Genomic DNA, 12,707 nt, shown 5'->3' with positions numbered 1-12,707 from the left:
TCCGGGTGGCGGCTCCGCGGTGCACGGACCGCGACCGTGCGGGGGGCCGCTCAGACGGCGGCGAAGCGGACCGTCCGGGTGGCCGAATCAGCCATGGTCAGGCGGACGCCGATCACCCGGCCGAGCGGGAGCGGCCGCCCGGCGGCGGTGCCGTCCGCGGCGCCGTCCGCGGCGCCCTCGGCGTGGTCGGCTCCGCCTGGTCCGCCTGCGCCGTCGGCCGGGCCGGCGCGGTCACAGCGGGCCCGGACGGCGGGCCCGCGCAGCTGGACGGTGCCGGAGCCGGGGCGCTTCCCGTCCACCTCGATGACCACCGCGGAGAAGTCCTCGCCCTCCCGGCCGACCAGCAGCTCCGCCTCCACCAGGTCCACGCAGGCCCGTTCCACCTCGGCCGCCCGGCGGTCCCCGCTCGCCATCAGCGCCGGTACGGCCGGCAGCGCCTCGCGCGCCCAGTCCGGCACGTCCTCCCCCGCCGCCACCGCCGCGCACACCTCCTGCGCGAAGCGGTCGCCGAGCCGGCGCAGCGGCGCGGTGCAGTGCGCGTACGGGGCGGCCAGCGCGGCGTGGCCCGGCTCGGGCGGGCAGCCCGCGGGACTCGTCGAAGGCGTGGTAACCGACGCCACGCAGCAGCCCGGTGCAGGCGTTGAGGAAGGCGGCGTTCAGCGGCGCTTCCGGGTCCAGCGAGCGGATCAGCTCCGGGTACGGGAGCGCCTGCGGCCAGTCCACGTCCAGCGCGGCGCCGATTCGGCGCAGCCGCTCGTACGCGGCGGCGGGCGCGGCCGGCAGGGTGCGCAGCAGGCCGACGCCGGCGTCCAGCATCAGTTCGGCGGCGGCCATGCCGGTGAGCAGCGAGATCTGCGCGTTCCAGCCGTCGGCGGGGCTCGGCGCGCGGTAGCCGAGGACGTAGCCGTGCAGGGTCTCCTCGACCTCCTGTTCGGGCACCGACAGGCTGATCCCGCCCCGGGCCCGCTCCTGCTCCTCGCGCAGCCGGCCGACGGTGGCGAGCAGGGCGAGCTGCTCGTCGGCGCCGCCGAGGTCCACGGCGCGCTGGACGGCGGCGTAGTCCAGGCGGCGGTGCGAGCGGACCATGGCGCGGCGGACGTCCGCCAGGACGACGGCGCCGTCGGCGTCCAGGTCCAGCCGCCAGAGCAGGGCGGGACGCGGCTCGCCGGGCAGCAGGCTGGCGGCGTCCTCGGAGATCCGGGCGGGGTGCAGCGGGACGCGGTGGTCCGGGAAGTACAGCGTCTCGACCCTCTGGGCGGCGTCGGGGGCCGGAGCGGCCGCAGTAGGGTGGCGGGGTTGGTCCGCCACAAACTGTTGAGGAGTCCGCTGTGCTGGTGCTGTTGCCGCCCTCGGAGGGCAAGGCCGGGTCCGGGGACGGCGAGCCGGCCGCGCTCGACCGGCTGTCGCTGCCGGGGCTGACGGCGGCGCGCGGTGCGGTGCTGGACGCGCTGGTCGGCCTCTGCCGGGGTGACGAGGACACCGCCGCCGAGGTGCTGGGCCTCACCCCCGGCCTGCGCGGCGAGATCGCCAAGAACGCGGGCCTGCCGACGGCGGGGGCCCGTCCGGCGGCCGAGGTGTACACCGGGGTGCTGTTCGACAACCTGGGCCTGGCCACCCTGGACGCCGCCGCGTACGGCCGGGCCGAGCGCTCGCTGCTGGTGTTCTCCGGGCTGTGGGGCGCGGTGCGGATCTCGGACCGGATCCCGTCCTACCGCTGCTCGATGGGTGTGAAACTCCCCGGCCCGGGGGCGCTCGGCGCGTACTGGCGGGGCGCGATGGCCGCGGTGCTGCCGGAGGTGGCGGACGGGCTGGTGCTGGACCTGCGCAGCTCCGCGTACGCGGCGGCCTGGAAGCCGGCCGGCGAGGTGGCCGCCCGGACCGCGACCGTCCGGGTGCTGCAGGAGCGGGGCGGCAAGCGCACGGTGGTCAGCCACTTCAACAAGGCGACCAAGGGCCGGCTGGTCCGGGACCTGCTGGTCACCGGGGCCGAGCCGAAGACGCCGGGCGAGCTGATGGACGCGCTGCTGGGGCTGGGCCACCGGGTCGAGCTGGCGGCGGAGGGCACGGCGCGCAAGCCGTGGCAGCTGGACGTGGTGGTCACGGACGTGCACTGAGCGGGGTCGGGCCGGCCCGGGGGCCCGCCCGACCGCCGACGTCAGCGCAGGTGCGAGGTGTCGTTGAGCAGCCGCAGCGAGGCGTTGCCGTCGGCGTAGTACTGGACGGCGCAGATCGAGGCGGCGGACAGCTCCATCCGGTACATCGAGTCCGGCGGGGCGCCGAGCGCCAGCCGGACCAGGGTCTTGATCGGGCTGACGTGCGAGACCACCAGCACGGTCTTCCCCGCGTACCGGGCGAGGATCTTGTCCCGGGCGACGCCGGCCCGGTGGGTGAGCGTGGTGAAGCTCTCGCCGCTGCCGGTCGGCTTGGCCTTGGCGGAGCCGAGCCACGCCGACAGGTCGTCCGGGTAGCGCTCCTGGACCTCGGCGAAGGTCAGGCCCTCCCAGTCGCCGAAGTCGACCTCGCGCAGCCCGTCCTCGATCCGGACCTCCAGGCCGAGCCGGGCGGCGACGGTCTCGGCGGTCTGCCGGGTGCGGCGCATCGGGGAGGCGACGACCGCCTGGATGCTGCCGCGCGCGGCCAGCGCCTCGGCGGCCCGTTCGGCCTGCCAGCGACCCTTGTCGGAGAGCTCCGGGTCGGTGCCGCCGCTGCCGGAGAAGCGCTTCTCCGGGGTGAGCGGGGTCTCGCCGTGGCGCAGCAGGACGAAGGTGGTGGGGGTGCCGAGGTCGGCGGGGGCGGCCCAGCCGGCCTTCGGGGCGGGAGTCTCCAGCGGCGGCTCGTCGGCGACCACGGCCTTGGCCTTGGCCTTCGGCTCCCACCGGCGGCCCGCCTGGCCGGCGTCCATGGCCTCGTTGGCCAGCCGGTCGGCGTCCTTGTTCCGCTCGCGCGGGATCCAGGTGTAGGTGACCCGGCCGCCCGGGAAGAGCGTGCGCGCCTCGGCGGCGAGCGGCCGCATGTCGGGGTGCTTGATCTTCCAGCGCCCGGACATCTGCTCGACGACCAGCTTGGAGTCCATCCGGACGTCCACCGAGGCGTCCGGGTCGAGCTCGCGGGCCGCCTTGAGGCCGGCGATCAGGCCCCGGTACTCGGCCACGTTGTTGGTGGCGTGGCCGATGAACTCGGCGGCTTCCGCGACGATCTGCCCGGTGTCGCCGTCCCGGACCACCGCGCCGTAACCGGCCGGCCCCGGGTTGCCCCGGGACCCGCCGTCGGCCTCGACGATGAAGCGCGCCGTCACCGGCTCAGACGCCCGAGTCGGCGGTGCGGACCAGGATCCGCGAGCAGTTCTCGCAGCGGACGACCTTGTCGGCCGGCTCGGCCTTGATGGCGTTCAGCTCGGTGATCGAGAACTCGGTGCGGCAGCCCTCGCAGCGGCGCTGGTAGAGGCGGGCCGCGCCGACGCCGCCCTGGGTCTCGCGCAGCTTGGTGTAGACCTTCAGCAGGTCGGCGGGGATGACGGCGGCCACGGTCTCGCGGTCGCGCTTGACCTTCTCGGCCTCGCCGTCGATCTCGGCGAAGGCGGCGTCGCGGCGGCCCTCGGCCTCGGTGAGGACGACGGTGGAGTGCTCCAGGCGGGCGCTCAGCTCCTCGACCCGGGCCTTGGCGGTCTCCTGGCGCTCCATGATCTCCAGCACGACCTCCTCCAGGTCGCCCTGGCGCTTGGCCAGCGAGCCGATCTCGTGCTGGAGGTTCTCCAGGTCCTTCGGCGAGGTGATCGCGCCGGAGTCCAGGCGCTGCTGGTTGCGGGCGGCGCGGGAGCGGACCTGCTCGACGTCCTGCTCGGCCTTGGTCAGCTCGCGGGCGGTGTCGCCCTTCTGGGCCTCGGCGGCGACGACGAGGTCCTTGAGGGCGGTGTGGTCGGCGGTGGCCTTCTCGATCTCGGCGTGCTCCGGCAGGCTCCGGCGCCGGTGGGCCAGCTGGTCGAGCTTCGAGTCGATGGCCTGGAGGTCGAGCAGGCGGATCTGGTCGGCGGGCGCGGCGTTCAAGCGGAAAGCTCCTGTGAATCGGGTCAGGCGGTGAAGGACATGGGGGCGTGCGCGGTCCACGGGTCGGTGACCCGGTGGGAGACCTTGGTCTCCACGGCCCAGCCGCGCTCGTCGGCGGCGCCCCGCAGGGCGCGCTCGGCCAGCGCGAGCCAGGGCCACTCGGTGGCCCAGTGGGCGGCGTCGATCAGCGCGACGGGCGCGGCCTCGGCGGCCTCGGACGCCGGGTGGTGGCGCAGGTCGGCGGTCACGTAGGCGTCCACGCCGGCCGCCCGTACGTCGGCGAAGAGGCTGTCGCCCGAGCCACCGCACACCGCGACCCGGCTGACCAGCCGGTTCGGGTCGCCGGAGACGCGCACCCCGGCGGCGGTGGCAGGCAGGCCCGTGGCGACCTGCGCGGCGAAGGCGGACAGGGTCAGCGGGGGCTCCAGCAGGCCGATCCGGCCGGTGCCGCGGCGGCCCAGCGGATCGGTCGGGTCCGGCACCAGCGGGCCGGTGACCCGCAGGCCGACCGCCTCGGCGAGCGCGTCCGAGACGCCGGGGTCGGCGTGGTCGGCGTTGGTGTGGGCTACGTGCAGCGCGATGCCGTTGGTGATCAGCGTGTGCACCACCCGGCCCTTGAAGGTGGTGGCGGCGACGCTGGTGGTGCCGCGCAGGTAGAGGGGGTGGTGGGTGACGACGAGGTCGGCGCCCCACTCCACGGCCTCGTCGACGACCGCCTGGACGGGGTCGACGGCGAACAGCACGCGGCTGACCTCGGCCTGAGGGTCTCCGCAGACCAGGCCGACGGCGTCCCAGGACTCCGCCCACTGCGGAGGGTAGACCTCTTCGAGCGCGGTGATGACGTCGGACAGTTTCGGCACCTGTCGAGACTACCGTGCGCGCGGGGGCGGTCGGGCCTCGGCCGTTCGGGGGGCGGCGTCCTCGGGTGTCCGGGCGTAGCCGCCCGGGGTGTTCGGACGTCACCGCCCGGGGTGTTCGGACGCGGGTGCCGTGGGCGCACGGATGCGCGTCAACCTGCGACGGAGGCGTCGGATGCGCCCCGCGCGGGCCGCGCGCTCCCGCGCGCCCCGCGCCTGCTACTCACAGCAGGGTTCTCGTACGAATTCGAAACCGCCCCTGGATCACCCTTACGAGTGAAGTGACCGGCTCTGCGTTGAGCCGCCGGATTTCTCGAAACTAACTTCAGTCCTGCGAACGGGAGTTGCCCCGGCAGTAGCCCCGACCGGTGGGTCGGAGGTCCGGGTGAGGACTCCCGCGCCGGAGCGGCGCTCCCGCTCCTTCCGAGGAAACCGATCAGGCCGTGCCGCCGTGTCCGGGTGCCGAGCAGTGGCACCCGGACACGGCGGTCGAGACGAAGGGATGTGGTGGCGAATGGCGGCGGGCACATCGCTGCGTACGGCCGGGGGCCGGGGGTCGGCGGGGCGCGAGCCGGGTGCGGCCGGTTCGTGGCCGGAGACGACGCGGGCGGCGCTGGCCGGTGCCGGAGGCCGGGGAGGCGACGGCGACTGGGACGTCACCGTCGGCGGCTTCTGGTGCACGGCCAGGCCGTCCGCGTCATCGCCCCTACCGGAGCAGGGCTGGAAGCTCCACGTCAGCGCGGCGTCGGTGGTGGGCGGGGAGGTGCTCGCGGCGGTGGTGCGGGTGCTCGCCGCCGACCCGTGCGACTTCAAGTTCGCCGCCGGGGAGGAGCGCCTGCGCGAGCTCAACTCCCGCAACAGCGAGCGGGGTTCGGCGGGCAAGTTCATCACCGTCTACCCGGCGGACGATGCGCAGTTCCAGCGGCTGGCGGCCGAGCTGGACCGGGCCACGGCCGGGCTGCCGGGGCCGGTGGTGCTGTCGGACCGGCCGTACCGGCCGGGCAGCCGGGTGCACTACCGGTACGGCGCGTTCGCGTCGCGGGCGGAGCTGGGCAACGACGGGGAGTACCGGTCCGTGCTGCGCGGGCCCGGCGGGGAGCGGGTTGAGGACGTGCGCGGGGGGTCGTACCGGGTGCCGGGGTGGGTGCGGGACCCGTTCTCCCCTCCCACCGCCGGGCGGCGCAAGGGCGGGGTGCTGCTGGCCGGGCGGTACGCGGTGACCGCCGCCGTACGGCACGGCGCGAAGGGGGGCGTGTTCCTCGGGCGGGAGGCGGCCGGCGGCGCGGAGGTCGTGGTCAAGCAGGCCCGCGCGCACATCGAGGTCGACCGCGCCGGGACGGACGCCCGCGACGCGCTGCGGCACGAGGCCGCGCTGCTCGCCCGGCTGGACGGGCAGGAGCTGGCGCCGCACGCCGTCGAACTGATCGAGCAGGACGACTCCGTCTTCCTGGTGCAGGAACGAATCGCCGGACAGCCGTTGGGCGCCTGGGTCGCCGCCCGGCTGCGCCGCGACGGCAGCCCGGACGTGGACTGGGCCGAGGCCGAGCCGGTGGTGCACGGGCTGCTCGACCTGGTCGAGCGGGTGCACGCCCAGGGGCTGGTGCTGCGCGACCTCTCCCCCGGCAATGTGATGGTCCGCCCGGACGGCGGCCTGCGGCTGGTCGACCTCGAACTCGCCGCCGAGACCGGCCACCGGGCCGGCTCGGCCGGCACCCCCGGCTACCGGGCCCCGGAGCAGGGGCGACTGGCCCTGGCCGGCTCCTGCATCGCCGACCCGGCCGTCGACCTGTACGCGCTCGGTGGGCTGTTCTTCCTGCTCGCGACCGGGCACGACCCGCTGCTGCCGGAAGACCTGCCGGAGGATCCGCCGCAGGCCCGTCCGGTCGCCGAGCGCCTCGGGCGCTGGCTCGCCCTCGCGGCCCGCACGGGTGCGACGGCGCGGCGGCTGGCGCCGGTGGTGCTGGGGCTGCGGGCGGATGAACCGGGGCAGCGGTGGGGGGTGGCGAGGGCTCGGGCGGAGCTGGGCGGCGTCGCTCCGGTCACCGTCAGTCCGCTGTGGCATGCGGCCGCCGCCCGGCAGGGCGCGGGCGCCGCCGTGCTGCGCGGCGACGGCCCGCCGCTCGACCGACTGCCACTCGACCGGCTGCTGTGCGACGGCCTGCGACACCTCACCGCCACCGCGACGCCCGAGCGGGCCGACCGGCTCTGGCCCGTCGTCCCCGCCGGAGAACGGACGGACCCGTGCAACGTCCAGCACGGCGCGGCCGGTGTGCTCGCCGTCCTGGCGCGGGCCGTGACGGCCGACGGGCTACCGGAGGACGTCCGGGCGCAGGCCGCGCGCACGGCCCGTACCGCCGCGAACTGGATCGAGCGGCGCGTCGCGGCCGAACCGGTGGTGCTGCCCGGCTTGCACTTCGGGCGGTCGGGCACGGCGTGGGCGCTGCTGGACGCCGCCCGCGCACTCGGCGACGCCGGGTTGGCCGAGCGGGCCGCCACGCTCGCCCGCCGGGTCGCCGTCGAATGGCCCAACCCCGACGTGTGCCACGGCGCGGCAGGCGCGGGCTTCGCCCAACTGCGCTTCGCCGCCGAGAACTTCGGCGAGAACTTCGGCGAGGACTCCGGCGGCGGTTCCGGCGACGGCTTCCTTTCCCGGGCCGCCGACTGCGCCCGAACCCTGCTCGCCGCCGCGCGGCAGGAGCCGTACGGGGCGGTCTGGCCGGTGCCGGCGGACTTCGACTCGGCGCTCGCGGGGATCACCCATCTCGGTTTCGCGCACGGGGTGGCGGGCGTGGGCGCCTTCCTTCTCGCCGTCGCCGAAGCTCTCACCGTCGATGACCTGCGCGACGGCCCTCTCACCTCCGGCGCCCTCACCTCCGGCACTCTCGCCACCGGCCCGCTGGCCGCCGACGCGCTGGCCGCCGCCGCCGACGCCGGGCGGACGCTCGCCGCGACCGTACGGTGGGGCTCTGACCGGCGGACCGCCTGGTGGCCGCAGAGCGCGGCCGACCCCGAGCACATCCGGCTCTCCCACTGGTGCAGCGGCTCCTCCGGCGCGGGCAGCTTCCTGCTCCGGCTCTGGCGGGCCACCGGCGAGCCCGCCACCCTCGACCTCGCCCGCGCCGCCGGGCGGGCCGTGCTGGCCGGCCGCTGGCACAGCGGGGTGAGCGCCTGCCACGGGCTGGCCGGCGACGGCGAGTACCTGCTGGACCTCGCCGAGGCCACCGGAGATCCCGAATTCCGCACCGGCGCCGAGGAGTTGGCGCAGCTGATCGCCTCCCGAGCCGCCCTGCGCGACGGCCTGCTGACGCTCCCCGACGAGACCGGTACCGGCTGCGCCACCGCCTACGGCACCGGCACCGCGGGCCCGCTGGCCTTCCTGCTCCGGCTGCGTCACGGCGGCCCCCGGCTCTGGCTCGACCCGGTCCCGCCCGCGGAACGCCGACTCCCCTCCGGCACAGGCGGGGTGAGCGAGGCATGAACGTGGCCACCCGCACCACCACCCAGGCCCTGCGGCGCCTCAGCTTCACCTTCGCCGCCGGCGGCAGCCACGCGGCCTGCCTCGCCGCGGCCGCCGACAGCGGCTGGTACGTGGAGAGTTGGCGACTTCCGTCGAACGGCGAACCGGCCGTACCGACCGCGCTGCCGCTGTCCGGCAACCGCTCGGAGAACCTCCGCTCACAGCTGGTCGCGCTGCCCGACGGCTCGGCGCTGATCTGCCGGCACGACGGCGAGCGGCACGACCTGGTCCGCCTCTCGCCCGGCCCATCCGGCTCGCACGGCTCATCCGGCTCGCCAGGCCCGTCCGGCCTGCCTGGCTCGCATGGCGAAAACACCGCCGTGGAAGAGCAGTTGGCCGCGTTCCGGATGCCCGGACTGCGCCTGCTGCCGCTCCCGGTGCCACCCCACGCCGGCCCGCGCACCCCGGTGGCGCTCGCACTCGGCACGGACACCCGTCCGGCGACCACCGTCTGGCTGGTCCGGGCGGACGGCAGCCAGCCCGAGCAGCTCGCCGAGATCCCCGGCCTGCACGGCGGCGGCGCCTGGCTGGACCACGCGGGCGCGCTGCTCGCGCTGGACCGGGTGGCCGGCGGACTGGTCCGCACCGTCGTACTGGACCTGCGCAGCGGGACCACCACCCCGCTGCTGGAGGTCGGCGAGCGCAGCAACGACCGGCTGGTGCTGTTCGACCCGGGCACCCGCTTCGCGATGGTGCGCAGCGACGCGCCCGGCACCGACCGGCTCGGCTGGGGCGTCCTGGGCGGCGGCGAACCGCTGCGGTTCCCGGAATGCCTGCACGTCGCGGGCATGTTCCTGCGGCCGGTCGCACTGCGGCAGGCGGCGGACGGCCCCCGGGTAGCCGTACAGATCGACCACGGCGCCGGGTCGGCGCTCGCCCTGTGGCGGCCCGGCGCCGGCCGGCTGGACCCGCTGCCGGTGCCGCCCGGGCGGCTCGGCGCGGTCGCGCACTGGAGCGAGGCGGGGCTGCGACTCCCCTACTCCTCGCCCGACCACCCGGCGGCACTGGCCACCCTGGACGTGGACGCACTGCTGGCACACGGCCCGGTCCCGGCCGGTTCCAGCCCCGTGCCGCTGCCGCTCCAACTCGCGCCGCTGGGTTCGGGGTTGCCCGGCCCGTGGCGGGACACCGTCCTGCCCTGGCAGCCCGGCGGGCTGCGCGCCGCCCGCACCCCGCCCGCCGGCTGGCGCCTCGACGGCAGCACGCCACCCGGCGACGGCGGCCGCTGGCAGCCCGCGCAGAGCCTCGAACTGGCGGGCCCGGCAGGTCCGTTGGAGGCCGTGGTGTACGGCGGGGACGCCTGGCTGAGCAGCCCGCACCTGGTGCTGGCCCTGCACGGCGGCCCGGCGGACGCCTGGCGGCTGGAGTTCGACCCGGCGCTGCAACGGATGGCCGCCGAAGGCCTGGCGGTGGTCGCGCCCAACCAACGCGGCTCCACCGGCTACGGGGTACCGCACGCGCTGGCCATCCGGGGCGCCTGGGGCGGACCCGACCTGGACGACGTGCTGTACCTGCTGGACGGCATCGCCGGCCAGCGTGCGGCGCTCGGCCTGGAACCGCCCGCACTGTTCGGCGTCAGTTACGGCGCGTTCCTGGCGCTGCTGGCCGCCGCGCACGCGCCGGCCGAGCAGGTCGCCCGCTGCGCGGTGGTCGCGCCGTTCCTGTCCGGCGCCCGACTGCTGGCCGAAGCGGCGCCCCCCGTACGGGCGTTGACCACTCGACTGGGCGGCGGCGAGCCGATCGCCGACGCCCGCGGCCCGCGCGACGTCCTCCAGCTGGCGCACCGGCTGAGCGCGCCGCTGCTGGTGGTGCACGGCAACCGGGACGAGGTCGTACCGGTCAGCCAATCCCGGTCACTGCGGCACGAGTTGCTGCGGATCGGCCGGGTCGAGGGCGCGGACTTCCGGTACGTCGAGGCGGCCGGATCCGGGCACGAGGTGCTCGCCGAGGAGGGCGCCGCCGTGCTGCACGAGCTGCTGGCCGCCTTCCTGCGGACCGGCCGGCCGGGCTGATCCCGACGCCGGACTGACCCCGGCTTCCCACAGACTCCCGGACCCACAGCGGTCCGGGGCACCACCCCCGGTGCGGCGGATGGAGGCCGCCCGGGGGGCGACACCCGACGCCCGCAGGCAGATCGCGGCGGGCGTGAACCCAAGGGGAGGACCCGATCATGGAGAACATGGTGGACTTCGAGACCGATCTCGCGGCGCTGCAGGACCTGCCGGAGACCGAGTCCGTCGAGCTGACCGGCCACGGCAGCGGCTGCCAGTACACCTGTCTCATCCTGACCTGCCTGATCTTCACCAACAGCTGAGCCATCGGCTGACCAGGCGGTAGCCCGCGGGTGCCGTCCCTGCCTGTCCGGACAGGCGGGGACGGCACCCGTCTTCCTCGGTCCACTCCGGCCGACTTCCCCTTCCGTTGACTTCCCGATTCACCGACGGGAGCCATGACTTGCCCCGCCTCCCCACCGGATGGACCCTCGCCCTGGGCGTCGCCCTGCCGGTCGGGGCCGCCACCACCCTCGCGCTGCCGGCCGTGCTCGCCGGAGCCGTCGACGCCGTCCTCGGCCACCGGTCCGGGCCCGGCGCCTTCGCGCTGCTCGCCGGCACCCTGGGCGCTGCGGCCGCCGCCGACGCCACCGCCGCGGCCGCCGGACCGGCCTGCTCGGCTGAGGCCACCGCCGCCCTGCGCGGACGCCTGGTCCGCCACCTGCTCACCCTCGGGCCGGGCGGCCGACTGCACGGCGGGCCACCTCCCGGCGACCTCGCCGCCCGGCTGCTGGGCTCGGCGGGCGACGCGGGCGGCCGGCTGCCCGCCGCCCTCGGCGCCGCCACGGCGCTGCTCACCTCGGTGGGCGCGATCCTCGGGCTCGCGGTGCTGTCGCCGTGGCTGGCACTGGCCTTCTTCGCGGGCGTGGTGCCCGGTGTGCTGCTGATCCGGCTCTTCCTACGCCAGGCCCGGCCGGTCTTCGCCCGCTACCAGGAGGTCCAGGCCGAGATCGCCGCCCGGCTCAGCGGCGCCCTCTCCGGACTGCGCAGCATTCACGCCGCACGGGCCGAACAGCGCGAGTCCGCACGGGTGTTGGCGCCACTGCCGGAACTCTCCGCGGCCGGGCACGCGCTCTGGGCGGCGCAGCGGCGCACCGCCTGGCAGGCGACCGCGCTGATCGCCCTGGTCGAGGTCGCGGTGCTCACCACCGCCGGCACTCTGCTCGCGGACGGCGCCCTCGCCCCCGGCGCGCTCGCCGCGGCGGCGGGCTGGGCGGCGCTGGGCGCGGGGCTGTTCGAGCAGGTCGAGGCGCTCGTCGGGGTCGCGCACGCGCGCGCCGGACAGGCCCGGGTGGACGACCTGCTGGCCCTCGCGCCCGCGCCGATCGGTACGGCGGCGCTCCCGGCGGGCGGGCCCGGGGAGGTCTCGCTGCGGGGCGTGGTGGTGCGCGACGGCGACCGGGTGCTGCTCGGGCCGCTCGACCTCACCGTCCCCGGCGGCCGTACGGTCGCCCTGGTAGGACGCTCCGGCTCCGGCAAGTCGCTGCTGGCCGCCCTGCCCGGACGGCTGCGCGACCCGGACGAGGGCACCGTACTGATCGACGGCGTCCCGGTGGGCGCTCTGTCGGCCGCCGAGCTGCGGCAGGCGGTCGGCTACGCCTTCGCCCGTCCGTCACTGGTCGGCCGTACCGTCCGCGACGCGCTGGGCGGAGCCGGCCCGGACGAGGCGGCGTCCGCCCGGGCGGACGGCTTCCTGCAACGGCTTCCCCAGGGGTGGGACACCCCGCTGGACGACCTCCACCTCTCCGGTGGCGAACTGCAACGCCTCGGTCTCGCCCGCCTCCTGGCCCGCCCCACCCGGGTCGTCATCCTCGACGACGCCACCTCCGGCCTGGACCTCGCCACCGAGTACCAGGTCACCCAGGCCCTCGATCGCGCCACCCACGGCCGCACCCGCCTCGTCATCGCCCACCGCGCCACCGTCGCCGCCCGCGCCGACCTCGTCGCCTGGCTCGACGCCGGCCACCTCCGCGCCCTGGCCCCCCACACCACCCTCCTCCCCCACCCCGACTACCGCGCGGCCCTGTCCGACACGGCACTGAGCGCCGCCACCGCCTGACCCCGGGCCCGCGGCTGCCGCGGCCGCACAGAAAGCCGACCCGAGCGGAGAAGCACCCCGGACCGCGCACACCCACCTCCACGGGAAGTCGGCCAGATCGACTTCCCGTGCGACCCGAACAACCCGACCACACGGAAAGCCGGCTGAACCGACCACCCATGCAACCCACCGCAGCAGACC

The 12,707-nt window shown here is 76.3% G+C and carries 8 protein-coding genes and 1 pseudogene; 5 read left to right on the top strand and 4 right to left on the bottom strand.

The window, feature by feature from the left end; translation table 11 throughout:
• Positions 1–50 precede the first annotated feature (50 nt).
• A pseudogene (locus ACIRYZ_RS04880) lies at positions 51–1,263 on the bottom strand (RNB domain-containing ribonuclease); the annotation flags it as partial.
• Between the two features lie 65 nt (positions 1,264–1,328).
• Here ACIRYZ_RS04880 and yaaA point away from each other — a divergent pair.
• Positions 1,329–2,114, top strand: a complete 786-nt coding sequence (gene yaaA / locus ACIRYZ_RS04875) for a peroxide stress protein YaaA (protein ID WP_402939628.1) — start codon at positions 1,329–1,331, stop codon at positions 2,112–2,114.
• Between the two features lie 41 nt (positions 2,115–2,155).
• Here yaaA and ACIRYZ_RS04870 read toward each other — a convergent pair whose 3' ends face one another.
• From ACIRYZ_RS04870 to ACIRYZ_RS04860, 3 genes are read right to left on the bottom strand one after another with little or no spacing between them, the layout of a single operon-like run.
• Complete coding sequence (locus ACIRYZ_RS04870; RefSeq protein ID WP_402939625.1) at positions 2,156–3,295, bottom strand: bifunctional RNase H/acid phosphatase; 1,140 nt, start codon at positions 3,293–3,295, stop codon at positions 2,156–2,158.
• 4 nt (positions 3,296–3,299) lie between these two features.
• Positions 3,300–4,043 (bottom strand): zinc ribbon domain-containing protein, encoded by a 744-nt coding sequence (locus ACIRYZ_RS04865; RefSeq protein WP_387628738.1) that lies wholly within the window; start codon positions 4,041–4,043, stop codon positions 3,300–3,302.
• 23 nt (positions 4,044–4,066) lie between these two features.
• Positions 4,067–4,903 carry a Nif3-like dinuclear metal center hexameric protein gene (locus tag ACIRYZ_RS04860; protein ID WP_393038281.1) on the bottom strand — a complete coding sequence of 279 codons (837 nt, stop codon included), beginning with the start codon at positions 4,901–4,903 and terminating at the stop codon, positions 4,067–4,069.
• A gap of 511 nt (positions 4,904–5,414) precedes the next feature.
• Between ACIRYZ_RS04860 and lanL the strand changes: the two genes are divergently transcribed.
• The 4 genes from lanL (at position 5,415) to ACIRYZ_RS04840 (ending at position 12,527) form a co-directional block, all read left to right on the top strand.
• On the top strand, positions 5,415–8,378 hold the full coding sequence (gene lanL, locus ACIRYZ_RS04855; RefSeq protein WP_402939621.1) for a class IV lanthionine synthetase LanL: 2,964 nt from the start codon (positions 5,415–5,417) through the stop codon (positions 8,376–8,378).
• Positions 8,375–10,429 carry an alpha/beta hydrolase family protein gene (locus ACIRYZ_RS04850; RefSeq protein ID WP_402939618.1) on the top strand — a complete coding sequence of 685 codons (2,055 nt, stop codon included), beginning with the start codon at positions 8,375–8,377 and terminating at the stop codon, positions 10,427–10,429. Before lanL ends, ACIRYZ_RS04850 begins: the two co-directional genes overlap by 4 nt.
• 158 nt (positions 10,430–10,587) lie before the next feature.
• Positions 10,588–10,731 (top strand): VenA family class IV lanthipeptide, encoded by a 144-nt coding sequence (locus ACIRYZ_RS04845; protein WP_157882160.1) that lies wholly within the window; start codon positions 10,588–10,590, stop codon positions 10,729–10,731.
• 140 nt (positions 10,732–10,871) lie between these two features.
• Complete coding sequence (locus ACIRYZ_RS04840) at positions 10,872–12,527, top strand: ATP-binding cassette domain-containing protein (RefSeq protein ID WP_402939615.1); 1,656 nt, start codon at positions 10,872–10,874, stop codon at positions 12,525–12,527.
• Positions 12,528–12,707: the final 180 nt, after the last annotated feature.

Source organism: Kitasatospora sp. NPDC101155 (assembly GCF_044768305.1).
Lineage (GTDB): Bacteria > Actinomycetota > Actinomycetes > Streptomycetales > Streptomycetaceae > Kitasatospora.
Note: the sequence above shows the minus strand (reverse complement) of the source record. Positions and strands in the feature narration are given on the sequence as shown.

Excerpts from the sequence above, each read along its gene's own strand:
- lanL (WP_402939621.1), top strand. The coding sequence starts at position 5,415 with ATGGCGGCGGGCACATCGCTGCGTACGGCCGGGGGCCGGGGGTCGGCG.
- ACIRYZ_RS04850 (WP_402939618.1), top strand. The coding sequence starts at position 8,375 with ATGAACGTGGCCACCCGCACCACCACCCAGGCCCTGCGGCGCCTCAGC.
- ACIRYZ_RS04845 (WP_157882160.1), top strand. The coding sequence starts at position 10,588 with ATGGAGAACATGGTGGACTTCGAGACCGATCTCGCGGCGCTGCAGGAC.